The organism is Sinorhizobium sp. 7-81 (assembly GCF_030124405.1).
Lineage (GTDB): Bacteria > Pseudomonadota > Alphaproteobacteria > Rhizobiales > Rhizobiaceae > Sinorhizobium > Sinorhizobium psoraleae.
This window is the reverse complement of record NZ_JASKLT010000001.1, coordinates 1284742-1307200: the sequence shown is the minus strand read 5'-3', so window position 1 is coordinate 1307200 and position 22459 is coordinate 1284742. Positions and strand designations below refer to the sequence as shown.

Genomic DNA, 22459 nt, shown 5'->3' with positions numbered 1-22459 from the left:
CCATTCAGGACCCGATCAGTCGCGGAATTCGATCGCCGTCGATTTCGGATATTCTCCGACGAAACCTCGCCAATGCGCGATTGCGAAACCGAGCACGACCAGTGCACCCGCCTGATGCAGCACACCCCAGCCGATCGGCACCTGCAGCACGAGCGTGGTGATGCCGATCACCGCCTGGATCGTCACCAAGGCGAAGAGAACGACCGAGCGGCGCGCATGCGTTGTTTCCGGCGCCGCCCGCAAGGAAGCAATCATGTGCATCAGTGCCAGTGCGAGCAGCAGATAGGCGCCCGCACGATGCAAGAATTGAACGGTCTTGGGGTTCTCGAAAAGATTGATCCAGGCCGGCTGCTGCACGAACAACCCTCCCGGCACGATCGAGCCGTCCATTAGCGGCCAGGTGTTGTAGGTGAAACCCGCATCCAGACCCGCCACCAGCGCGCCCAGATAGATCTGGAACAGGCTCATGACAGCGAGGATGACCGCCATAGATCGCGATTTCTTCGTCGGCGCCGCATCGCCGGAATGCGGACAAAGACCGCGCAGGATCCACATGCAGCCGGCAAAGATCAGGCATGCGATGACGAGGTGCGCGGCAAGCCGGTACTGGCTGACCTCGGTGCGTTCGACGAGGCCCGAGGAGACCATCCACCAGCCGATGAAGCCCTGGAACCCGCCGAGCGCCAGAATGCCTAGAAGAGGCCACCTCAGGCGTCGCTCGATCCGACCCGTTACCCAGAAGAAGAACAGCGGCAAGGCGAAGATCACGCCGATGGTGCGTGCCAGCAGCCGGTGTGCCCATTCCCACCAGAAGATCGTCTTGAACTCCTCGACCGTCATGCCCTTGTTGAGCTGTTCGTACTGCGGAATGCGCTGGTAGAGCCGGAACTCCTCTTCCCATTCCTCAGCGGTAAGCGGCGGTATGACGCCGTGAATGGGTTTCCACTCGGTGATGGAAAGACCGGACTCGGTCAGCCGCGTCGCACCGCCGACGAGCACCAAGGCAAACAGGGCGAAGAGAACGACCGCGAGCCAGCCGCGAATCTGGCGGCGGTTACGCTCTGTCCTGCCGATCTCCTTCAGGAGCGTCTGTTCAGTTGCCAACTCGGCGTGGGCCATGGCTTTTCCTCATTTCTTGCCGTGACGCGGCCATGCCTGCGGCAAGGTTCCCGCTCGACCGCCCCGGAAAGCCGTTGATTTGCACCAGAGCGCCGTGCAAAACAAGGCCGAAGCCTTTGCGGCATGCCGTCGCGGCTACTGCATGTTTAGTCGTAGTCGATTTAAGGACAAAAATATTTAGCAATTCAAAGTGCTACAGCGTCCTTTGCGCGTCTGACAAGACGCGCGGCGCTGTAGTGAAGCGCAGCCATCCGAAAGAAATGAAATGCCTGTACGCCTCAGAAAACTGATCGGCACGATCCTCATCATCATCCTCGTCGTCGTTTATGCGCTGGCGGCGGTCACCTTCGCTTCGCTGCTGCTCGGCGCATCGCCCTGGTGGGTGCATCTGCTTTACTTCTTCCTGACGGGCCTGCTGTGGATCCTTCCCGCGATGCTGATCATCAAGTGGATGGAAAAGCCCGCCAAGAACCGCTGATTGCCGAGGCACAAGATGAGAATCGCGGTGATTTCCGATGTTCACGGCAACGACCTCGCGCTTGAGGCGGTGCTTGCCGACGTCGCAGCACAGGGTATCGGCGAGATCGTCAATCTCGGCGATCATCTGAGCGGCCCGCTCAACGCCGCGCGCACCGCGGACATCTTGATGAAACACAATATGCCCGCGATCGGCGGCAACCACGATCGCTATCTCCTGACGCTCGATCCCGCGCGCATGGGGCCTTCCGACCGTACCGCGCACGACGAGCTTGAACCGCATCACCTTGCGTGGCTTGCTTCCCTGCCTGAAACGCTGGTCTACCGCGATGCGCTCTTTCTTTGTCACGGCACGCCACGGAGCGACGAGACTTACTGGCTGGAAAAGCTGACGGCCGATGGCGTGGTTCACATGGCGGGGCGCGAGATGGTCGAGAGCTTCGCCGCCGGCATCCGCTATCCTGTGATCCTCTGCGGCCATACGCACATTCCGCGAGCCGTGCGGCTTGCAGACGGTCGCCTCGTCCTCAATCCCGGCAGCGTCGGCTGCCCCGCCTACGACGATGATGAGCCTGTTCCCCACAAGGTCGAAACCGGTTCGCCAGATGCGCGCTATGCCATCGTGGAGCACATTGCCGGCGACTGGAACGTCACGTTCCGTTGCGTGCGCTATGACCATATGGCGATGTCGCGCCTTGCCGCCCGTCGCAATCGCCCCGAATGGGCAAAGGCTCTCGCAACTGGTTTTCTCGATTGACCTCTATTGCGCGTGTTCGAGCGCGTGGAGGTCTGCGCCGATGATTGCGGCAATGTTTCGCGTCACCTTGTCGACCGGCCAATCCCACCAGGCAATCGCCTGCAATCTGGCGATCGTGTCCGCCGGAAATCGCATTCTGACGACGCGTGCAGGATTGCCCGCCACCACCGCATAGGGCGGTACGTCCTTCGAAACCACCGACTTCATACCGACGATGGCGCCGTTGCCAACCGTGATCCCTGGCAGGATCGTCGCATCCATGCCGATCCAGACGTCATTGCCGACGACCGTGTTGCCGCGATAGCCGCTGGTATTGGCGGCAGGATCAGAGCCGTCCCGCCAACCGCCGGGAAAGATGCTGAAGGGAAAGGTCGAGAAACCGCCGAGAGCGTGATTGGCTCCGTTCATGATGAACTGCACGCCGGTGGCGATGGCGCAATATCGCCCGATCACCAAGCGGTCGCCGATGAAATCGTAGTGGTAAAGAACACACTTTTCTTCAAAGCGCTCAGGCCCGTCGGGATCGTCGTAGTAACTGTAATCGCCGACCTCGATGAGGGATGAACGCACGATATTCTTGAGAAAACCAATGCGTGGAAACTCCGCGACGGGAAATTTGTCGCCGGGGTTCGGCGCGAACGGCGTGACTGGCATGACATCCTCCTCGAAAGAAAGGTCGTCAAAGCGTGTGGATTCGCTGCGGTCCGGCCGCACGGCACTCCGCTGATGTCCGAACCTTCTTTAGTGGCGCATCTATCCCTCCATCGTTCGGCGTGATGTTAGCGCAGCAGCCGAGAGTTTCCAACCGCCTGCGGAATACGACTTTGCTCTGTGCCCTTCATGCTTTGCTAACTGCATTCTGCTGTCGCCCGGAAAGGGGCCCGCGACCGCGCTCGAAATTAAGCTGAATGTAGCGACGTTTGCGCTTCAATGGACGCACGATCCGGCTTCCGAACGGTGGATGAGATGACGAATGCCTGTTTCACTTTAACCCCGTTGAACGATCCGCAGTCGAGCGATCGCGCCTCGACCCATTGTTCGGAAACGCGAGACACCGGGACGATCACCGTGTCCCTCCACGCGGACATGGCCGCGCTCGAGACGGAGTGGCGCGTTCTGGACGGGAACAGCCAGAACTCGCTGCACCAGAGCTTCGACTGGTGCGCCGCGTGGCAGAAAACGCACAGGGGCCAGATGCTCTTCGTCCGCGCCTCGCGCGGCCAGCAAACGCTCTTTATCCTGCCGCTCGAAATCGACAGCGGACGCTTCTTCCGCACGGCGCGGCTGATCGGCTCCGAGCATAGCAATCTCAATACCGGCCTGTTTGCCGAAGAGGATGCAATGCCACCTCTGGAACTGGTGCGCGCGCTGAACGTCGGGATCAAACGCCAACTGCGAGCGTTCGCGGACATCGTCACACTCGACAAGACGCCAGCGAGGTGGCGCGGAAAGGCTCATCCGCTCGCCGGCCTGCCCGCCTTGCAGAACGCCGACGCCTCATTCCAACTGCCGCTGCTGGGGAATATCGAACGGACGCTGGCACAACTCAATGCAAAGCGGCGGCGCAAGAAGATGCGCATATCGGAGCGGCGTCTCGCCGCCCTTGGCGGCTACGACTACGTGGTTGCCCTGGAGGCATCGGAAGCGCGGCTTCTGCTGGAAACCTTCTTCCAGCAGAAGGCGGCGCGCTTCGAGGCGCACGGCCTGCCGGATGTGTTTCGTGATGCCGATACCCGCGCATTCTTCCATGCGCTCGCTGAACCTGGTCACGCGCCGAATGGGCGACTGCTCGAGCTCAACGCTATTCGCCTCAAGGGCGAGCACGAGGGTCGGATCATTGCGATCGCCGGCCTTTCGCGCAAGGGCGACCATGTCATCTGCCAGTTCGGCTCGATTGATGAAGGGATCGCCGCCGACAGCAGTCCGGGAGAATTGTTGTTTTACCGGATCATCGAAAGGCTATGTTCGGAAGACGTCAGGCTTTTCGATTTTGGAATCGGCGATCAGCCCTACAAACGGTCGTGGTGCACCATTGAGACACCCTTGCGGGACATCGTCTTGCCCGTGACGCTCCGCGGATATCTCGCGGCCTACATCCATCGCGGCGCGATTCTTGCCAAGCGCGTGATCAAAGCCAACAAGGCATCCTACGCGTTCGTGCAGCGGTTGCGCCAGCGGCGTCAATCAACGCTGAAGCCTGCGGATGCAATGGACGAGGACTGAGCATCCGAACCGCGCGGGGATACCCCCGAAGACGTATTGTCTCTGTTCATGCCGCGCGGCGATGGGGAAAGTCCGGGTCGCTCTCGCGCTGTCCGGTCATCAGCACGATGTTGCGGAAGCCGGCCTCGCCAAGGTCGGTCAAGAGTTCCACAATCCGTTCATCGCTGACGGACGAGGCTGACAATATGATCTCGGTTCCCTCCCGCCGGGCAACCTTGGACACGGCGGTGGCGTCCGCCGGGCCGCACTCGACCAGAACCAGGTCATAGGCATTGGTGAGCGCATCGACAATCATCTGCAACCGTTCGATCCCGCGCATTGCCGTCCGCGCGTCGGCATTTCCCTGGGGAATGATGTGCGCTTCGGAGAACCGGTCCGCATGTATCGATTCGGTGAATGCGACTTCGCCGGCAAGCAGGTTGGTTATACCGGGCAGCGAGGACGACTGCGCCATGAGCCGCGTCGGACAAGCCGAGCCGGTAAGGTCAACGAGAACGACCTTCTGCCCTTCCTCCGCCAAGAGCCGCGCCAGCATGACGGTCGCCGTCGATCCTTCGTCGCCGCCGGGCGAAACGGAAACGGCGATCCGGACGTTCCGATCGAGGAGGTGAGCGGCAACGAACTCGATCGAGAAGTCGCTTTCCGCTGGTTCCGTATCCTTCTCTGGTTCAAGGTCCTGTTCCGCCGCGTCGGCGACATCGGCGAGCGCCAGCATCGGCTCCGCCGGCTCGGTTTCCGCCAAGATAGGTGTCAATTGTCCGAAATCTTCCGGTTCAGCGCCGGAAACCGGCTTCAGCGCCCGTCCGCTGAACAGTTCGCCAAGCATGATGACGACGCAACCGACGAGGAAGGTGGCAAGTGCCGCGACTACCGTGATCGGCACTACCTTCGGGAAGTCCGGGTTGCTCTGAACGACCGCATTCGAAATCACGCGCGCATCCGCCGGCGTTGCATTCGCAACCGTACGCGAGGTCGCCTCCCTGTAGCGGGCGAGATAAGTTTCGAGAAGCTGCCGTTGCGCGGTCGCTTCGCGCTCCAGTGCGCGCAAGCCGACCTCTTCCTCCCCCGCCTGCGCGGATTGCGCCTTGAGCGTGTTGAGCCGCTGCAGCAACTGCTCTTCGCGCAATTGCCCGACCCTGGCTTCATTCTCCAGGCTGACGAGGACCTTGCGGGTCTCGGCGCGGATTTGCTGCCTGATGCCTTCCAGCTGGGATTTCAAGCCCTTGAGACGCGGGTGGCCGTCGAGCAATGCCGTCGACAGGTCCGCAATCTGCGCCCGGACAGCGGCTTCGCTTTCCTTCAACCGCTGGATCATCTGCGAGCCGGCGACCTCGGTCAGCGTGTCCGGCGCGCGGCCGTCGGCAAGCGCCGTGCGCACGCCTTTCGCGCGCGCTTCGGCATTTGCCCGCTCTCCGCGCACCCGGGCGAGCTCGCTCGAAATATCGGTGAGCTCGCGTGTGGCGAAGTTTTCCGTCTGACCGGTCGGCAACAGGCCGGAGGAGGAACGGTAGGCTGCAACTTTCGCCTCGGCCTCGCGCACCTTCTCGCGAAGGTTCGCGATTTCCGGTTCCAGCCAACGGCTCGCCTCCGAATTGGAATCGAGTTTGGCGCCGCTCTGCAGTGAAAAATAGACCTTCGCCATCTCATCGGGGATGGCGGCCGCAAGCTTGGGGTCCTCCGAAGTGAAAGCAATGGCTATCACGCGCGACTTCTCAACCTGATAAACCTGCAGCTTGGAGTCGAACTCCTTCAGCACGCGCTCTTCGGGCGGCAAGTCGAGTGGATTTTTCCTGACGCCGAGCATTACCAGAAGATCGGAAAGGGCCGAAGGTTCGGCAGAAGGATCGAACTCCCTGCGTTCATGCAGCTTCATGTTGCGCGCGACCTGTTTGATCAGATCGGCGGAGCGCAGCACCTGCACCTGGCTTGAAATGCCGGATTCATCGAAAACCCGGTCGGATCCCGGCTGCGCCAGCTGGTTCGAGCCGCTGAACTCCGGTTCGCGCGACTCGATCAGCAGTCGCGTCTCGCTCTGGTATTGCGGAGCGATCATCTTCGCGGTTACGAAGGCTGCGCCCGCGACACAAACCGTCGCGAGCAAGAGCCGGGTACGCCGTTCCCAAACGGCGCGGAAGAGCCCGCCGAGATCGATATCCACATCCTGCTGCCCGCCGCCGATGCCCGACATGTCTCAACTCCGAAGGTTCCTCATCCGGCCGGAAAGTAAAGGAACATGGTAACGCAAGGGTTAATTTCCGGCGCAACCATAAGGTGGTGCGCCTTGCCGAACCTCCCATCAAAATTCTCGGGCGAGTTTACCGGCTATTAACCCTAACGGATCGATAACGTCGCCAGAGGTGATCGTTTCCGGAGCCCGAGACCCGCATGTCGACCGCAGGCAAAAAGACAGCACGCGCTATCGCGTTGGCGATATTGTCGGCACTGGTCGGCGGTTGCACCAGCTACCAGCCGGCTCCCAAAGCTTTCAGCGAGGCCACCATCCAGCCCTACAGGCTGGACAGCGGCGACCGCCTTCGCATCAACGTGTTCGAACAGGCGGGCCTCAGCGGCACCTATACCGTCGACCAGGCGGGCTATGTGGCCTTCCCGCTGATCGGTGCTGTACCGTCGCGCGGCCATACGCTGCCGGAACTGGAAGGCATGATCGCCGCAAAGCTGCGCGAAGGCTATCTCCGGGATCCGGACGTCACCATCGAGGTGGACCGCTATCGTTCGGTGTTCATCATGGGTGAAGTGGGCCAAGCGGGCCAATATAGCTACGTTCCCGGTATGACGGTCCAGAATGCGATCGCAGTCGCCGGCGGCTTCTCGCCGCGTGCGAACCAGTCGAACGCCGACATCACCCGCAAGATCAACGGCCGCATCGTTACCGGCCGCGTGCCGATTTCCGATCCGGTCCTGGCCGGCGACACGATCTATGTCCGCGAACGGCTGTTCTGACATCCATGCACAGCGAACGTCCACTGCGCATCCTTCATTGCTTCAGGTCGCCGGTCGGCGGCATATTCCGCCACGTGCGCGATCTTGCCGAAGCCCACGCGAATGCCGGACACGAGGTCGGAATTCTGTGCGACAGCACGACCGGCGGCGCTTACGAGGACGCCCTGTTCGATGCGATCCGCCCCTATCTGGCGCTCGGCGTCGTTCGCCTGCCCATTCATCGCGCCATCGGACCGTCCGATGTTGTCGCGCTCTGGCGCAGCTACAAGGAAATCAGAAGTTTGCAACCGGATGTGCTGCACGGGCACGGCGCCAAGGGCGGCGTCCTTGCGCGCACCATCGGTTCAGCCTTGCGGGTCAACAAGTATCGCGTAGCCCGCCTCTATTCGCCCCATGGCGGCAGCCTCCATTACGATTCAAGATCGTTGAAAGGTCGAGCGATTTTCCGGCTCGAACGGCTGCAGGAGCGCCTCACCGACGCGCTCGTCTTCGTCTGCGATTATGAGCGCCAGACCTATTTCGCGAAGGTCGGCCAGCCGCCCGGCCGCAACGAACTGATTTATAACGGCATCGACGATCGCGAATTCGAGCCCGTCGCGGTCACGCCCGGCGCGGTGGATTTCCTCTATATTGGCATGATGCGGGACCTCAAGGGTCCCGATCTTTTTGTCGAGAGTTTTGCCGCGGCCGAGCGGATCGCCGGCCGCCCCCTCTCCGCATTGATGATCGGCGACGGGCCGCAACAGCAGCAATATGCGGAGATGAAACTGCGCAAGGGACTGGGGCGCCGCATCAACATGCTCCCGGCGATGAAGGCGAGGGAAGCCTTCGCACTCGCACGCACGGTCGTCATCCCGTCGCGGGCGGAATCGATGCCTTACATCGTCCTCGAGGCACTCGCCGCCGGCAAACCGCTCATCGCAACGCGGGTGGGCGGGATCCCGGAGGTCCTCGGCGCCGATAGCGGTGCCCTTGCCGAACCCAGCGTGGAGTCGCTCGCCACGATCATGGCCGCCGCGATCGTCGAGCAGGACTGGGCCGAAAGGATGATGCCGGATCCCGAAGCGTTCAAGTCCCGCTTCGCGTCATCGGTCATGACGAAAGGCGTAATGCGGCTATACCGCGAGCTGGTGGGCAATGCGACCCCTGCAGGGGAACAGCTCCTTACAACGTAAGCGTTTCTTAGTGGCTTTCTGCTATCCGGACGGAGGGACTCCAGCGCCGGGAAAAGACCATGAACCACTACGAGAGGCCTGAAACATTCGATCCGGAAGCGCTTCGCAAGAAGATCTCCGAGATCAGGACGGTTGCCCCCAAAGAGACGATTGAGGAAAAAGGCGCGACGGAGCTCAATCCGCTGGCTCGACAGATCGCGCTCCAGTTTCGCGCCGACACCTATTCACCTGCGATGATCACCGGTCTGATTCGGCTGCTCGATTTCTCAGTGCTCTTTGCTATCGGCTATGGCATCAACGCGTACTATGTTCAGCCGGATCTCGAACAACTTCCGGTCTATCTTGCAATTCTTGCCGGCGGCTCGGCACTCGCCGTCGCGGCTATCCAGATCGCCGATGGGTATCAGGTGCCGGCGCTGCGCGCCTGGCTGCGAATGACACCGCGCATTCTTGGCGCCTGGGTTGCCGCCTTTGGCGCCATCGCACTTGCGCTTTTCTTCCTTAAATCCGGCCATCAGTATTCCCGCGTCTGGATCGCGGGATGGTTCATGGGCGGCGCGCTCTTCCTCGTCGCTCAACGGGCGTTCATCGCCTATTCGATCCGACACTGGTCGCGGAACGGGACGATGGAACGTCGCGCCGTCATTGTCGGTGGTGGTCCGCCGGCGAAAGATTTGATCCGCACGATCGAACATCAGCCGGACAATGATATCCGCATCTGCGGCATCTTCGATGACCGCGACGAGCGGCGATCACCGAACATGATCGCCGGCTACCCCAAGCTGGGGACCGTCAACGAACTCGTCGAGTTCGCCCGGCTTGCGAGGATAGACATGCTGATCATATCGCTGCCGCTGACTGCGGAAAAACGAATACTCGAGCTGTTGAGGAAGCTCTGGATCCTACCGGTCGACATCCGGCTGGCGGCGCACGCCAACAACCTGCGCTTCCGACCGCGCAGCTATTCCCATGTCGGACAGGTTCCGATGCTCGACATCTTCGACAAGCCGATTGCCGATTGGGATTCAGTAGCGAAGCGCTGCTTCGATATCTTTTTCAGCGTCGTCGCACTTCTTCTGCTCTGGCCGGTGATGCTGGCCGCCGCAGTCGCCGTCAAGGTCACGTCACCGGGTTCGATCATCTTCAAGCAGGCCCGGCACGGCTTCAACAACGAGACGATCGAAGTCTACAAGTTCCGCTCGATGTACACGCATATGAGCGACCCGACCGCACGCAGCGCCGTCTCCAAGGGAGACCCGCGCGTGACGCCCGTCGGCCGCTTCCTGCGCAAGTCTTCGATCGATGAGCTGCCGCAGATCTTCAACGTCTTGAAGGGCGAGCTCTCGCTGGTCGGCCCGCGCCCACACGCCGTTCTGGCGCAGACCCGGGACCGAACCTTTTCCGATGTCGTGGAGGGTTATTTCGCGCGCCATCGCGTCAAACCGGGGGTGACCGGCTGGGCACAAATCAACGGTTGGCGCGGCGAGATCGACAATGACGAGAAAATCCGCTTCCGCACCGCTTTCGATCTCCACTACATCGAAAACTGGTCACTGCTCTTCGATCTGAAGATCCTTTTCCTGACACCGTTCCGTTTGTTCAATACGGAAAACGCGTATTGATCTCCGCGAGCGCACCCCAGCCGATCGTCCTTCGCCCCCAACTTGCTGCGATTTCGTTCGTCGCTTCCGGCCTGGTGACGGTCGCGGTGTTTCTGTCCGGCTTCGTCATCGCGGAGCCGGCGCCCTACGAGATTTTCATGGCGTGCCTCATCGGCCTATGGGCACTCTTCGGGCTGAAAATTTCCCGCTATGTGGCGCCGTTGCTCTCGCTCCTTGTCGTGTTCATGGTTGGCGGAATCCTGTCGCTGACAGTGATGGCGGACCTCGGCACCGGGCCGATGTACATGGCCGTCTCCGGCTTCCTCGCCCTCTCCGCGGTCTTCTTTGCGGCGATCGTCGAAGATCGGCATCAGCGGTTGCGCCTGATCTTCAATGCCTGGGTCGGTGCCGCAATAATCACAGCACTTCTCGGTATTCTCGGCTATTTCGGCGCAATACCGGGCAGCGCCAACTTCACGCTCTATGACCGTGCGAAGGGAGCGTTCCAGGATCCGAACGTTTTCGGACCATTCCTCGCCGCGCCCGCGCTCTATCTCCTCCACGGCCTGCTTACCCAACCGATCCGCCGAGCTCCGCCGAAGATCGTCGGACTTCTCGTCCTGGCGCTCGGCGTCTTCCTCTCGTTCTCGCGGGCGGCCTGGGCGCTCAATCTCTTTTGCGTTGTTGCCTTTGTCTTCGTCATGCTGCTGAAGGAGCGGAGCGGCCTCTTCCGCCTGCGCATCCTCGTCCTGGCCCTGTGCGGCGCCCTGTTCATCGTCGCCGCACTGGCGGCCGCCCTGCAGTCCGAGCAGGTCGCGACGCTCTTCTCGAGCCGCTCCCAGCTTGTCCAGGAGTATGATGGCGGACATCTCGGCAGGTTCGACCGGCACAGGATCGGTTTTCTCATGTCGATGGAAAGGCCGCTCGGCATCGGGCCGCTGGTCTTCAGTACCATTTTCCCGGAGGACGAACACAATATCTGGCTGAAATGCCTGACGTCCTACGGCTGGATCGGCTTCGTCGCCTACGTGACGCTGATCGCATGGACGCTTTCCCTGGGCTTCCGCTTCCTTCTGCTCGATCGGCCTTGGCAGCCATACCTGATGATTGCGTGGATCACGCTGATAGGCCATGTTGGCGTCGGCAACGTCATCGATACAGACCATTGGCGCCATTTCTACATGCTGCTCGGCGTCGTCTGGGGATGCGCCGCGCTCGAATATCGCTTTCAAAGGCAGGTCCGCGCCGGAAGGCGCGCATAAACATGAGCGAACCAGCAACGTACGGAACGACAGCCCTTTGCGCCTCCTCGAAGTGCTGGAGCCAAGCGGCGATCTATTCGCCGGTGCGAGCGGAAGACGGCTTCGTCCGTGAGCTCAAGGCAATCGGCTTGACCGCGCTGCGGAGCGATATCCTATGTCATGCTGGGAGGCCGCCGCCGGAAGATCGATTATCATCTCCATCATCGACAACGGCGAGAACGGTTTCATCATTCCCAACAGCGACGACGTTTCGCAGCTTGCGAAAACATGATCGCCGCCGCAATACCCTTCGCTCCTCAAAACGGCCGAGCCGCGCAACGAGCGCTTCACCCTCGACGTCATGCTTGACCGGACGGAGGAACTTTACCGACGTTAGCGGCGCGCCGAACCGTGAGCGACCACCTCTCTGCAGGCCATCGCTGCGCAAAACGTTGTGCGATACGGGAGTTGAGAGCTGTTCTTCATGAGAGGCGTCGGATGCTGGATGCCATGCCCAATAACCGGGCAAGCCCGGCATCCGACGTTGTTGGACCTATTCGTCCGCCTCTCGCTCTTCCTGCTGCCGTTTTTGCTGCAGGAGGATCTCCTCAGCCGGCGTCGACTGTTCAGTCTTGGTGACGCTCGCCGTGGTCATCTCTTCGTCTACAGAAGCAGTGGTTTTCGAGTGCCCGATGCACTCTGCGGAAGCCACCGGTGCCGACAAGGCGAAGGCGGCTGCAAATACGAGGATGCTCTTCATACGGCTTCTCCTTGTTGTTGCAGGCGCAGTCTATCCGCCGCAGTGGCGTCGTCCAAATCACAAAACTGTTCACTTGGCCGCCGGACGCGCAGAATTCCCACGCGGCGCCATGACGCGTCGCCCGATGCCACAATGCTTCGGATTTATCCTATCGGCCTCGGGGATTTCTTCGGCGGCGACGCGCTATGCTCACGTCCTCGATGAGGAGGTCGCGGAAGCCCTCGAATCGCTTTCCCGCTCGAAGAAGGCACAAATGAAGAACAAATGACGGGGATCGTTCGGGACTTTTTCGGGACTATTCGCTCCCGAACAGTGAATCTGAGCGCGTTTCGTTCCCATTTAACCGGTATGGTTAACGAAAGCTTCTCTTGTAGCGCATTGAAATCAAAGAGGAAAATGGTCGGAGCGGCGGGATTCGAACCCACGACCCCTTGACCCCCAGTCAAGTGCGCTACCGGGCTGCGCTACGCTCCGAACCGAAGAAACCCCTATATTCTCGACGCTTGGAGCGCAAGCCCGAATTTGGGTATCGACAGGAAAAAGGAAACGACCGCCTGGACATGGATCACAGCGCGCGACCAAGCACACCGGGAACAAAACCTGCACCGGGCCGTTCGGCCTCTGTCGGTGCAGAGCCGCCGGGCATTTCACCGACCTTGGGCGAAGCTCCGGAAGAGGAAACCAAAGGGCGGAAAGATATCCAGATGTCCCGGAAAATAGACGCAGACAAGCTTCAGAAACTGACGCTCCTCCTGGGCCAAACCGTGGCCGCCTTGCGCGTAAATGAATTCATGATGCGCCGTCTCCTCCAGTGGGCCGCTTCCCAGAGTGATGACCCGCCAGGCTTCGTTAGGGAGATGGTCGAGCATACAAGGCACGACCTGCAGCAGGCAGGCGAGACCGACGGCAGGATGTCAACGTTACTGGCGGTCCATGAGGCGCTGGAATATCTTGAGGATCTCTCCGCCACAATGCAAATCGCGCCGGCAGCAAAGAGTGCGGGCGGGGAAAAGGGCCTTGCGATCCTCGAACATATTCATTTCCCCACCTTCGTGTCCGTTCCCGACCAGCAAGCTAATGGCGCCTCCAAGCGGACCAAAATAGACTAGCCCTGCGGCCGGCGACCACAGGCTCACCCTTGCCTCGCCGGGTCAAATATTACCGCACCTGATCGAGCAACCGCTTGCATTCCAGAAGATCGTAAAGCGCCTCCTGCAAAAGCGCCCGGTCTTCCTTGCTTACGGAAGTCTTGCCGATCGATATCTCCGCGGCGTCGTCGCCACCACCGCCGAAGGCGAAGAACCGCCGGCCTGCCGGCGCCTTCGCGCGGCCAACGATCTGGTCTTCGTCGGCGACGCCGACCTTTGGCGGCTGCGGCTCTTCATTGCTGGAAGCGGCAAGTGCCTCGACGGTCGCGAGATCGCCGCTTGCGATCGCCGCGACGAACTTGTTGCCGTTGGCCTTGAGCAGCTTTTGCACGCCCTTGATCGTGTAGCCATGATCATAAAGGAGATGGCGAATACCCTTGAGGAGATCGACGTCCTCCGGGCGATAGTACCGCCGTCCGCCGCCGCGCTTCATCGGCTTGATCTGCTGGAACCGCGTCTCCCAGAACCGCAGGACATGCTGAGGCAGATCGAGCTCGTCTGCGACCTCGCTGATTGTGCGGAAGGCGTCCGGGCTTTTGTCCATATCATCCCCATTTACAGATCACGCGGCATGTCAGCCCGCAATGGACGGGTCACCGCTCGATGATCGCACGAGTCGCGCCCATTTCAATGGGTTATGGACAGGTTTTCAACCACATTTGTGGTTTTGGGCAAGCGGTCAGGACGCAGGAGAGGCCGGTCTCTGCTTGGCCTTGCGGCTCAAATGCGCCTTCAGCACGCGCTGCTTCAACACGTTCGACGCCTTGAAGGTCATCACCCGGCGCGGTGAAATCGGAACTTCCTCTCCGGTTTTCGGATTGCGCCCGATGCGCTCGTTCTTGTCGCGCACCTGAAACGTTGCAAAGGAAGACAGTTTCACGCTCTCGCCACGCACGATTGCGTTGCATATTTCATCAATGACCGTCTCCACGAGTTCGGCAGACTCTGTGCGAGACAGGCCTACCTTGCGAAAGACCGACTCAGCCAAGTCCGCCCGTGTTACTGTTTTTCCGCTCATCTTCCCCCACCGATGTCTGGCATGCCGATCAGCGCTCGAAGACTATTGCCCTTGCCTTTTGTGGTCAAGCGCCTGCGGTGCTTCATTATTTTCTTACCACCGGATGAGAACGGAGCCCCAGGTGAAGCCACCGCCCATCGCCTCGAGCATCACGAGGTCGCCTTTTTTGATCCGCCCGTCGGCCGCCGCGGTATCAAGCGCGAGCGGAATGGAGGCGGCCGACGTATTGCCATGCACATCGACGGTCACCACAACCTTGTCGAGCGGGATACCCAGCTTCTTTGCCGAGCCGTCGATGATACGGCGATTTGCCTGGTGCGGAACCAGCCAGTCGACGTCGTCTGCCGTCGTCCCGGTTGCCTCGAATGCCGCCTCGATCACATCTGTAATCATGCCGACGGCATGCTTGAACACCTCGCGCCCTTCCATCCTGAGATGGCCCACCGTGCCCGTTGTCGATGGGCCGCCGTCTACGTAGAGCTTGTCGCCGTGGATGCCGTCGGAGCGCAATTGCGCCGTCAGCACGCCGCGGTCGGCATTCGTGCCCGAGCCTTCCTGCGCTTCGAGAATGATCGCACCCGCTCCGTCGCCGAAGAGCACGCAGGTCGTTCGATCGGACCAGTCGAGGATGCGCGAGAACGTCTCGGCCCCGATTACCAGCGCACGCTTGGCGAGGCCGCCGCGGATATAAGCATCCGCCGTCGCGACCGCATAGACGAAGCCGGAACAGACCGCCTGCATGTCGAACGCCGCGCCATGCCGCATGCCAAGGCGATTCTGGATGTTCACCGCCGTTGCCGGAAACGTGTTGTCCGGCGTCGACGTCGCGACGATGATCAGGTCCAGATCGTCGGGCGTCAGATCGGCCCTCGCAAGCGCGGCACGCGCAGCGCTTTCTCCGAGCGATGCCGTCGTCTCCCCCTCGCCCGCGATATAACGCTGGTGAATCCCGGTCCGCTGCACGATCCATTCGTCGGATGTGTCGACCTTCGCTTCCATTTCCTTGTTGGTCATCACTCGCTTCGGCAGCGCTGCCCCGAAGCCGCGAACGACGGAACGGATCATTTACTCAAACCTCATCATTCATGCCGGCGGGAAGGCTTCGGACGGCTGCGCGCCGTGATATTTCGCCAGGTCGCTCTCAATTTTGGCCTTGAGGCCGTTCTTTACCATGTCGTAGCCGACATCGATTGCGGCCGCGAAGCCCTCCGCGTCCGTGCCACCATGACTCTTGATGACAACGCCATTGAGGCCGAGAAACACGCCGCCGTTAACCTTCCGCGGGTCCATCTTTTCACGCAGCCGGTCGAAAGCGCCCTTGGCGAATACGTAACCAATCTTCGCGAGCAGTGTGCGCGACATGGCTGCGCGCAGATATTCGGCAATCTGGCGAGCCGTTCCTTCGGCCGCCTTCAGGGCGATGTTGCCAGAGAAACCCTCGGTGACGACGACATCGACGGTTCCCCGGCCGATATCGTCGCCTTCGACGAAACCGTAGTAATCAATACCCTCGATATTGGCCTCGCGGATGAGCCGCCCGGCCTCCTTGACCTCTTCCTGGCCCTTGATTTCTTCAACGCCGACGTTGAGGAGGCCGACCGAAGGATGTTCGACTTCGAACAACGCACGCGCCATCGCTCCGCCCATCAAGGCGAAATCCATGAGCTGCTGCGCGTCCGCGCCAATCGTCGCGCCCACGTCGAGGACGATGCTTTCCCCCTTGAGCGTCGGCCAGATGGCGGCGATCGCAGGGCGCTGAATCCCCTGCATGGTTCTGAGACAGAAGACGGACATCGCCATCAGCGCGCCGGTATTGCCTGCGGAAACGACCACGTCCGCCTCGCCGGCATTGATCGCGTCGATTGCCTTCCACATGCTCGACTTGCCGCGTCCGCGCCGGAGCGCCTGGCTGGGCTTCTCGTCCATGCCAACGGCGATTTCGCAATCGTTGAACGTGCTCGCTGCCTTCAGCTTCGGATATTTGGCCAGAAGCTCGGCGCATCGCGCTTCCTGGCCGAACAGGACGAATCGAATGTCCGGGTGACGTTCGAGCGCCCTTGCTGCGCCCGGGATAACGACTTCAGGACCATAGTCGCCCCCCATCACGTCAAGTGAAATTCTGACCACGCGTGTCTTATCCTTTTTTCCTGCCACGCAACGCGCCTCGCCCCTGCGTATCCGTCTCACGCGGGGCGATCCCTGTTCCTTCTGACGCTTGAGGCAACATGCGACGTCTCGGCGCATCGGCCCCATCGGCTGGAGTCGGGGCCAAAATACTGCTTTTCGTCTGCGTGACAACCGAATTGTAGACCCGGCTTTCGCCGTTTCAATCCTTTTTCCAGTCCTTCAGCGCTGCAAACGGGTTCGGTCGCTTGTCATCCGCTGCGGAGCTTTCGATACGCTCGCCGAAGACGACGCCTTCCTTGCGCGGATAGGGGTCTATTGCGAGGGCGACATGTTCGCTGACGACGACGCCCGCATCGATGGTGTCGCCGGAAAAGGTGTCGGGAATGTCCGGACCGTCCGGATCGAGCACCATCTCGCCACCATCGCTTTGTGCTTGGCGCGCAAGCCGCGATCCTTCCGGTACGAAAATCGCCTCGACCGGCTCGTTTATGTCCGCCTCGACGGGTTCGAGCGTCACGACACAGGACTGGACAATGCGAGCAGAGACGTCACCCTTGATCTTCACTCCGTCCTTCTTCCAGCGCGCGATCTGGAGGTCAGCGTCGAGCGAAAGTACCTCGTCGACATTCCAGAGATTGGCGAGCGCACGGCGCTCGGCCTCGTTGGCCGAAAGATGGACGCTGACCGCATTTGCCGAGATATGTCCCACCTTCACCGGGTAGGAGAACGCCGGTTTGCTATCGTCTCTCATGACAGGATCCTTCCTCGCGGTATCGGAACGCCCAAGCCGCGGATGCAGCCGCCGAGCGTCGGGCGGCATCAATACCGGTCTATTACGCTCCAGCCGGCGGTATGCGCAACTGGCCCGCTTCGACCACCTCTTCCGGCGTTGCGGACAAAGCCGCTTCGACCGCCAGAAGATAGGCCGCCAGCCCGTCCATCGGCGGCCCTTCGCGGACGTCGGGGTGGAAGTTGCGCAGAAGCGCGTCGGCCAAGGCGCCGCCATCCCCCTGCTCGAGCGCGGCGGCATAAGATTCGAGCCGGCCATAGAACATGCCAGCTAGCTTCTTCATCTTTTTCGGGACGCCCGCGTCACCGACACCAAGTTCGCGGATCGAGTGATCGACGTCTTCGAAAAAGGCATCGACGATTTCCTGAGCGATCTCCTGACCCGTCCGCGCCGAGGCACGTGTCCGTCGAAAATAGAGAATCAGGATAGCCGACAACATCTCGAAGCGGCCCATGACCGTGTCGGGCACAGCGAGGTCGGTGTACAGAAACGGCTGGCGCGCGGCTGCGGTCAGCAACGCATACTGACGCTCCACAATCGCAATATTGCCGCCTTTTCTCTTGAACAGTCCCAAAATCATCACAAAGCCCAGCTCTGGCTTTCTCGAAATGTGGGCGGCGCCCACGACGTTATTGCATGATAGCCGAAGCTGGTTTACCGAAGCAGGCACGAATTGCAATGGCGGATCTGCCATCGTTACTCCAGGGGAACAGTCCTTGACGAAGCGGTATATGATATCAAACCTGAATGTTCTGGGCCGTGCCGTGCTCGTGGCTTCCCTTTGCGCAACCACGCTTGCCGCCTGCACGACGGCGAATGTCGGCGAGGTCCTTCATCAGGGCTACGTCGTTGACCAGGAAACGCTGAACCTCGTTCCAGTCGGATCGAGCCGCGAGCAGGTGCTGCTCTCTCTGGGCACACCGTCAACGACCGCGACCTTCGACAACGAGGTTTTCTATTACATCTCCCAGACGCGCAAGCGGCCCGTCGCCTTCATGAAGCCGAAGATCATCGACCAATCGATCCTCGCCGTCTATTTCGACAAGGAAGGCGTCGTCAGCCAACTCGCACATTACACGCTTCAGGACGGCAAGGTCGTCGACATGCTGTCGCGCACGACGCCGACCGGCGGCAAGGAAACGAGCTTCCTTGGCCAGCTCCTGTCCGGCCCCGGCGCTGGACAGGCTGCGGCACGAAACCTTTTCCGGGACTTCGGCAAGAACTAAACAATTCCAGGAAAAGTGTTTAACGGTCCTCCGTCCGGAATCGCGTCATTTCAAAGAATTATTTCATTGTTTCAATGAAATAATCTTAATCAGCGGTAACACGCAAAAAGGCCCGCGAACGAGGTTCGCGGGCCTTCGGTTTTCAAAGAGGCGCGATCAGGCTAGAACAGCCAGCAAGAGCAACGCCACGATATTGGTGATCTTGATCGCCGGATTGACCGCCGGACCGGCCGTATCCTTGTAGGGATCGCCGACCGTATCGCCAGTGACCGATGCCTTGTGAGCCTCGGAACCCTTCATATGGCGAGTGCCGTTCTTATCGACGAAACCGTCCTCGAAGCTCTTCTTCGCATTGTCCCATGCCCCGCCCCCGGAGGTCATCGATATGGCTACGAAAAGGCCGTTGACGATGACGCCGAGGAGTGACGCTCCAAGTGCCGCGAAGGCCGAGGCCTTCGATCCGGAAAGCATCAGCACGCCGAAATAGACGACGATCGGCGCCAGCACCGGCAGCAGCGATGGAATAATCATCTCGCGGATCGCCGCCTTGGTCAGCATGTCGACGGCGCGACCATAGTCGGGCCTGTCCTTACCTTCCATGATGCCCGGCTTTTCCTTGAACTGCCGGCGCACCTCCTCGACGACGGCGCCGCCAGCGCGGCCGACGGCCGTCATGGCAATCCCGCCGAAAAGATAGGGAATGAGGCCACCAAAGATCAGGCCGGCGACGACATAGGGATTGGACAGATCAAACGAGATCGTTCCCACATCGGCGAAATAGGGATGCTTGTCGCCATTGGCGGCGAAATAGGTAAGGTCGTTCGAATAGGCAGCGAAGAGCACCAGGGCGCCAAGACCCGCAGAGCCGATCGCATAGCCCTTCGTTACGGCCTTGGTCGTGTTTCCGACAGCATCGAGTGCGTCGGTCGATTTGCGCACTTCCGGTGGCAGATGCGACATCTCGGCAATACCGCCGGCATTGTCCGTGACCGGGCCGAAGGCGTCTAGCGCCACGATCATGCCGGCGAGGCCGAGCATGGCGGTAACCGCGATGGCGGTACCGAAGAGGCCGGCAAGCTGGTAGGTGGAGATGATCCCGCCGACGATGACGATCGCCGGCAGCGCCGTAGACTCGAGAGAGACGGCGAGCCCCTGGATCACGTTGGTGCCGTGGCCGGTGACGGATGCCTGCGCAATCGAGTTCACCGGCCGCTTGTTGGTGCCGGTATAGTATTCCGTGATGACGACGATCAGCGCGGTGACGACAAGGCCCAGGATACCGCAGATGAACAGGCCCCAGCCGGTGACATCCTTGCCCGCGACGGTCCCGATCGAACCCCAGCCGATCGTCAGCGACGTCGCGGCGCCAAGGCCGATGATCGACAGCGCACCGGTGACGATCAGGCCCCGATAAAGCGCGCCCATGATCGAGCCATTTGTACCAAGCTTGACGAAGAAGGTGCCGATGATCGAGGTGATGATGCAGGCGGCGCAGATCGCCAGCGGATAGACCATCACGGTGGCGAGCAGCGGCGTACCCGCGAAGAAGATCGATGCAAGCACCATAGTCGCGACGACTGAAACCGCGTAAGTCTCGAAGAGGTCCGCCGCCATCCCTGCGCAGTCGCCGACATTGTCGCCGACATTGTCCGCGATGGTCGCGGGGTTACGCGGATCGTCCTCGGGAATGCCGGCTTCCACCTTGCCGACGAGGTCGCCGCCAACGTCGGCTCCTTTTGTGAAGATGCCGCCGCCGAGACGGGCGAAGATCGAAATCAGCGATGCCCCGAAACCGAGCGCCACGAGCGCATCGATAACCTCGCGCGAGGCCGGGTCGTGTCCGAAGCCCGCCGTCAGGATGAGGTAATATACGGAGACGCCGAGCAGGGCCAGACCGGCCACCAACAGGCCGGTGATCGCGCCCGATTTGAAGGCGATATCGAGACCGGAGGCAAGGCTGACCGATGCGGCCTGGGCCGTGCGGACGTTGGCCCTGACAGAAACGTGCATGCCGATGAACCCGGCCGCGCCCGACAACACCGCGCCGATCAGGAAGCCGATCGCGGCTGCACCGGAGAGAAGAAACCACGCGGCGATGAAGACAACGATACCGACGATGGCAATGGTCCTATATTGACGTGTGAGGTAAGCCTGCGCCCCCTCTCTGATAAAGCCTGCGATCTCCTGCATGCGGGCATTCCCCTGGTCGGCGGCAAGCACCGACTGCGTCGCCCAGATGGCATAGGCCACCGCGAGCAACCCGCATGCGATAACACCTAAAAGCAAGGTCATTTCGCACTATCCTCCGTTTCACCCGCAGGCTCACTCCCTCCCGCAGGCCCCTCAAAACCGCGAATCGCGCACCGCCTCCTCAAGCGGTACCCCTCGCGGCGCGGCCAGAGTGCGGGCGCGGATAGGGATCGTCAAGCCCCTGAAATTACCGGCGTGATGGCGTTTGGAAGGAGTTGGCAGATTTTGCCAAGCGGCTGAAGCAGGACGTCAGACGGCAACGCGCTCCGATGCATGTTTCTCTAAATCGTCGCCGATTTGAGGATAAAAACATGGTCATTGAAAGGTGCTACAGCGTCTTTTGCGAGTCTGATGAGACGCGCGACGCTGCAGTCGTGCGCATCAGCAGGAGAAGGAGGAACAGGCAGGTGCCAGCAACCGGCCAGACAACGGCGTTGAGCATGTCCCATCCATAGGCCGAAAGCACCTTGCCGGAGGCGAAGGACGCGCCGGCGACGGTCGAAAACAGCACGATATCGTGGAAGCCCTGAACCTTGTCCGCCTCTTGCGGCCGATAGCTCTGCGCAATGATCGCGGTCGAGCCGATGAACCCGAAGTTCCAGCCGAACCCGAGGAGGACCAGCGCCCCCCAGAAGTTCCAGAGCGCCACGCCCAGATGCGCGACTGCCGCGCAAGCCAGAAGCAGCAGGAAGCCGCAGGCCACGATACGCTCGGCGCCGAAGCGGCTGATGAGCCAACCCGTCGCAAAGCTCGGACCGAACATCGCCAGCACATGCCATTGTATTCCGAGGGTCGCCAGATCGGTCGAAAAACCGCAGCCGACAACCATGGCGACCGGGGCGCCCGTCATCATGAAGGTCATCAGGGCATAGGCGGAAATGCCGCAGATCATGCCGGTCAGGAACCGTTGGCTACCGACGATCTCGCGAAGCGGCCGAACCGGCAAGACGGCGTGCGCATCCGACACGCCCCTGAGATCCGGCAGGCGAAGCGGCACAAAAAAGACAATGGCCGCAAGGCAAACCGGCAGCAACGCGACGAAGGCGCCGGCAAACCATACGGGCGCGAAGTAGTCGCCCGCGAAGATGACGATCTGCGGACCGAGTATCGCGGAGATGACGCCGCCACCCAATATCCAGGAAATCGCCTTCGGCTTGTAGAAGGAAGGCGACGCGTCGGCTGCAGCAAAGCGGAGTTTTTGCGTGAAGCCGCTGGAGGAGCCGAGAACGGCCAAAGCGAACGTGAACAGCCAAAAGCTGTCGCGGAAAAGCGCCGCCGCCGCAATCAGCCCGCCGAACGCGGCGATGGCGGCGCCGGCGATGAAGGCGAAACGTCTGCCGATCAGCCGAGACAGCGTCGCCGCGAGGACGACCCCAAGCGCCAAGCCCACGTTGAAGCCGGTAAGGGGCGCGGTCGCCAGCGACTTGTCTTCGCCGAGAAGCTGGTGGCCAGCGATGCCGCCGACCGCGAAGCTGATAGGCCCGACAACACCGAGCAGCGCTTGCGCAAGGGTCAGCAGGAAGACGTTGCGACGTGCCTCGCGGAGAACCGCTCCCATATCTTCCGCAGTCGCTGCCACCATTTTC

21 protein-coding genes and 1 tRNA gene are annotated in these 22459 nt (G+C 61.0%); 9 read left to right on the top strand and 13 right to left on the bottom strand.

Going from position 1 to position 22459, the window contains the following annotated elements; all coding sequences use genetic code 11:
* Positions 1-15: 15 nt before the first annotated feature.
* Positions 16-1119, bottom strand: a complete 1104-nt coding sequence (locus QN224_RS06275) for a COX15/CtaA family protein (protein WP_283975948.1) — start codon at positions 1117-1119, stop codon at positions 16-18.
* 265 nt (positions 1120-1384) lie between these two features.
* On the opposite strand from QN224_RS06275, the gene QN224_RS06270 reads away from it, so the two are divergent.
* Together QN224_RS06270 and QN224_RS06265 are read left to right on the top strand one after the other, a co-directional pair.
* The gene (locus QN224_RS06270) at positions 1385-1597 is read left to right on the top strand and encodes a DUF2842 domain-containing protein (protein WP_173510297.1); all 213 of its coding nucleotides are present in this window, start codon (positions 1385-1387) and stop codon (positions 1595-1597) included.
* A 15-nt stretch (positions 1598-1612) separates the two neighbouring features.
* A complete protein-coding gene (locus QN224_RS06265; protein ID WP_283975947.1) occupies positions 1613-2353 on the top strand; it encodes a metallophosphoesterase family protein in 741 nt (246 codons plus the stop codon).
* A gap of 3 nt (positions 2354-2356) precedes the next feature.
* On the opposite strand, the gene QN224_RS06260 is transcribed toward QN224_RS06265, so the two are convergent.
* Positions 2357-3007 (bottom strand): CatB-related O-acetyltransferase, encoded by a 651-nt coding sequence (locus QN224_RS06260; RefSeq protein ID WP_283975946.1) that lies wholly within the window; start codon positions 3005-3007, stop codon positions 2357-2359.
* Positions 3008-3439: 432 nt separating this feature from the next.
* Here QN224_RS06260 and QN224_RS06255 point away from each other — a divergent pair, with 432 nt between their 5' ends.
* On the top strand, positions 3440-4576 hold the full coding sequence (locus QN224_RS06255; RefSeq protein WP_283976106.1) for a GNAT family N-acetyltransferase: 1137 nt from the start codon (positions 3440-3442) through the stop codon (positions 4574-4576).
* Between the two features lie 46 nt (positions 4577-4622).
* Here QN224_RS06255 and QN224_RS06250 read toward each other — a convergent pair whose 3' ends face one another.
* Positions 4623-6764: an exopolysaccharide transport family protein gene (locus QN224_RS06250; protein WP_283975945.1), complete on the bottom strand. Its 2142-nt coding sequence runs from the start codon at positions 6762-6764 to the stop codon at positions 4623-4625.
* 197 nt (positions 6765-6961) lie between these two features.
* Between QN224_RS06250 and QN224_RS06245 the strand changes: the two genes are divergently transcribed.
* Genes QN224_RS06245 through QN224_RS06230 form a run of 4 tightly spaced genes read left to right on the top strand, consistent with a single transcriptional unit; the run spans position 6962 to position 11575 of the window.
* The gene (locus QN224_RS06245; RefSeq protein WP_173510302.1) at positions 6962-7537 is read left to right on the top strand and encodes a polysaccharide biosynthesis/export family protein; all 576 of its coding nucleotides are present in this window, start codon (positions 6962-6964) and stop codon (positions 7535-7537) included.
* Positions 7538-7542: 5 nt separating this feature from the next.
* A complete protein-coding gene (locus tag QN224_RS06240) occupies positions 7543-8712 on the top strand; it encodes a glycosyltransferase family 4 protein (protein ID WP_283975944.1) in 1170 nt (389 codons plus the stop codon).
* Between the two features lie 59 nt (positions 8713-8771).
* On the top strand, positions 8772-10334 hold the full coding sequence (locus QN224_RS06235) for an undecaprenyl-phosphate glucose phosphotransferase (protein ID WP_283975943.1): 1563 nt from the start codon (positions 8772-8774) through the stop codon (positions 10332-10334).
* Positions 10331-11575 carry an O-antigen ligase family protein gene (locus QN224_RS06230; RefSeq protein ID WP_283975942.1) on the top strand — a complete coding sequence of 415 codons (1245 nt, stop codon included), beginning with the start codon at positions 10331-10333 and terminating at the stop codon, positions 11573-11575. The genes QN224_RS06235 and QN224_RS06230 overlap by 4 nt, the downstream gene beginning before the upstream one ends.
* A 532-nt stretch (positions 11576-12107) precedes the next feature.
* Here QN224_RS06230 and QN224_RS06225 read toward each other — a convergent pair.
* Positions 12108-12314 (bottom strand): hypothetical protein, encoded by a 207-nt coding sequence (locus QN224_RS06225; RefSeq protein WP_173510306.1) that lies wholly within the window; start codon positions 12312-12314, stop codon positions 12108-12110.
* Between the two features lie 397 nt (positions 12315-12711).
* Positions 12712-12788, bottom strand: a tRNA-Pro gene (locus QN224_RS06220).
* 86 nt (positions 12789-12874) lie between these two features.
* On the opposite strand from QN224_RS06220, the gene QN224_RS06215 reads away from it, so the two are divergent.
* Positions 12875-13423 carry a hypothetical protein gene (locus tag QN224_RS06215; protein WP_283975941.1) on the top strand — a complete coding sequence of 183 codons (549 nt, stop codon included), beginning with the start codon at positions 12875-12877 and terminating at the stop codon, positions 13421-13423.
* Positions 13424-13472: 49 nt separating this feature from the next.
* Here QN224_RS06215 and QN224_RS06210 read toward each other — a convergent pair whose 3' ends face one another.
* The 6 genes from QN224_RS06210 to QN224_RS06185 form a co-directional block, all read right to left on the bottom strand.
* Positions 13473-14006 carry a MerR family transcriptional regulator gene (locus QN224_RS06210; protein WP_283975940.1) on the bottom strand — a complete coding sequence of 178 codons (534 nt, stop codon included), beginning with the start codon at positions 14004-14006 and terminating at the stop codon, positions 13473-13475.
* A gap of 135 nt (positions 14007-14141) precedes the next feature.
* Entirely contained in the window at positions 14142-14480 is a 339-nt protein-coding gene (locus QN224_RS06205) for an integration host factor subunit alpha (RefSeq protein ID WP_173510309.1), read from the bottom strand.
* 93 nt (positions 14481-14573) lie between these two features.
* Positions 14574-15545 carry a beta-ketoacyl-ACP synthase III gene (locus QN224_RS06200; RefSeq protein ID WP_283975939.1) on the bottom strand — a complete coding sequence of 324 codons (972 nt, stop codon included), beginning with the start codon at positions 15543-15545 and terminating at the stop codon, positions 14574-14576.
* An 18-nt stretch (positions 15546-15563) separates the two neighbouring features.
* Complete coding sequence (gene plsX / locus QN224_RS06195; protein WP_173510311.1) at positions 15564-16607, bottom strand: phosphate acyltransferase PlsX; 1044 nt, start codon at positions 16605-16607, stop codon at positions 15564-15566.
* A gap of 199 nt (positions 16608-16806) precedes the next feature.
* Positions 16807-17358, bottom strand: a complete 552-nt coding sequence (locus tag QN224_RS06190) for a DUF177 domain-containing protein (protein WP_283975938.1) — start codon at positions 17356-17358, stop codon at positions 16807-16809.
* A gap of 82 nt (positions 17359-17440) precedes the next feature.
* Entirely contained in the window at positions 17441-17977 is a 537-nt protein-coding gene (locus QN224_RS06185; RefSeq protein WP_283976105.1) for a ubiquinol-cytochrome C chaperone family protein, read from the bottom strand.
* Between the two features lie 136 nt (positions 17978-18113).
* Here QN224_RS06185 and QN224_RS06180 point away from each other — a divergent pair, with 136 nt between their 5' ends.
* Positions 18114-18623 carry an outer membrane protein assembly factor BamE gene (locus tag QN224_RS06180; protein WP_173510313.1) on the top strand — a complete coding sequence of 170 codons (510 nt, stop codon included), beginning with the start codon at positions 18114-18116 and terminating at the stop codon, positions 18621-18623.
* 156 nt (positions 18624-18779) lie between these two features.
* Here QN224_RS06180 and QN224_RS06175 read toward each other — a convergent pair whose 3' ends face one another.
* A complete protein-coding gene (locus tag QN224_RS06175) occupies positions 18780-20915 on the bottom strand; it encodes a sodium-translocating pyrophosphatase (RefSeq protein ID WP_283975937.1) in 2136 nt (711 codons plus the stop codon).
* A 286-nt stretch (positions 20916-21201) separates the two neighbouring features.
* Positions 21202-22455 carry an MFS transporter gene (locus QN224_RS06170; RefSeq protein ID WP_283975936.1) on the bottom strand — a complete coding sequence of 418 codons (1254 nt, stop codon included), beginning with the start codon at positions 22453-22455 and terminating at the stop codon, positions 21202-21204.
* Positions 22456-22459 lie beyond the last annotated feature (4 nt).

Bases quoted from the DNA above. Each gene is read 5' to 3' on its own strand.
- QN224_RS06275 (WP_283975948.1), bottom strand. From the start codon at position 1,119: ATGGCCCACGCCGAGTTGGCAACTGAACAGACGCTCCTGAAGGAGATC.
- QN224_RS06270 (WP_173510297.1), top strand. From the start codon at position 1,385: ATGCCTGTACGCCTCAGAAAACTGATCGGCACGATCCTCATCATCATC.
- QN224_RS06265 (WP_283975947.1), top strand. From the start codon at position 1,613: ATGAGAATCGCGGTGATTTCCGATGTTCACGGCAACGACCTCGCGCTT.
- QN224_RS06260 (WP_283975946.1), bottom strand. From the start codon at position 3,007: ATGCCAGTCACGCCGTTCGCGCCGAACCCCGGCGACAAATTTCCCGTC.
- QN224_RS06255 (WP_283976106.1), top strand. From the start codon at position 3,440: ATGGCCGCGCTCGAGACGGAGTGGCGCGTTCTGGACGGGAACAGCCAG.
- QN224_RS06250 (WP_283975945.1), bottom strand. From the start codon at position 6,764: ATGTCGGGCATCGGCGGCGGGCAGCAGGATGTGGATATCGATCTCGGC.
- QN224_RS06245 (WP_173510302.1), top strand. From the start codon at position 6,962: ATGTCGACCGCAGGCAAAAAGACAGCACGCGCTATCGCGTTGGCGATA.
- QN224_RS06240 (WP_283975944.1), top strand. From the start codon at position 7,543: ATGCACAGCGAACGTCCACTGCGCATCCTTCATTGCTTCAGGTCGCCG.
- QN224_RS06235 (WP_283975943.1), top strand. From the start codon at position 8,772: ATGAACCACTACGAGAGGCCTGAAACATTCGATCCGGAAGCGCTTCGC.
- QN224_RS06225 (WP_173510306.1), bottom strand. From the start codon at position 12,314: ATGAAGAGCATCCTCGTATTTGCAGCCGCCTTCGCCTTGTCGGCACCG.
- QN224_RS06215 (WP_283975941.1), top strand. From the start codon at position 12,875: ATGGATCACAGCGCGCGACCAAGCACACCGGGAACAAAACCTGCACCG.
- QN224_RS06210 (WP_283975940.1), bottom strand. From the start codon at position 14,006: ATGGACAAAAGCCCGGACGCCTTCCGCACAATCAGCGAGGTCGCAGAC.
- QN224_RS06205 (WP_173510309.1), bottom strand. From the start codon at position 14,480: ATGAGCGGAAAAACAGTAACACGGGCGGACTTGGCTGAGTCGGTCTTT.
- QN224_RS06200 (WP_283975939.1), bottom strand. From the start codon at position 15,545: ATGATCCGTTCCGTCGTTCGCGGCTTCGGGGCAGCGCTGCCGAAGCGA.
- QN224_RS06190 (WP_283975938.1), bottom strand. From the start codon at position 17,358: ATGAGAGACGATAGCAAACCGGCGTTCTCCTACCCGGTGAAGGTGGGA.
- QN224_RS06185 (WP_283976105.1), bottom strand. From the start codon at position 17,977: ATGATTTTGGGACTGTTCAAGAGAAAAGGCGGCAATATTGCGATTGTG.
- QN224_RS06175 (WP_283975937.1), bottom strand. From the start codon at position 20,915: ATGACCTTGCTTTTAGGTGTTATCGCATGCGGGTTGCTCGCGGTGGCC.
- QN224_RS06170 (WP_283975936.1), bottom strand. From the start codon at position 22,455: ATGGTGGCAGCGACTGCGGAAGATATGGGAGCGGTTCTCCGCGAGGCA.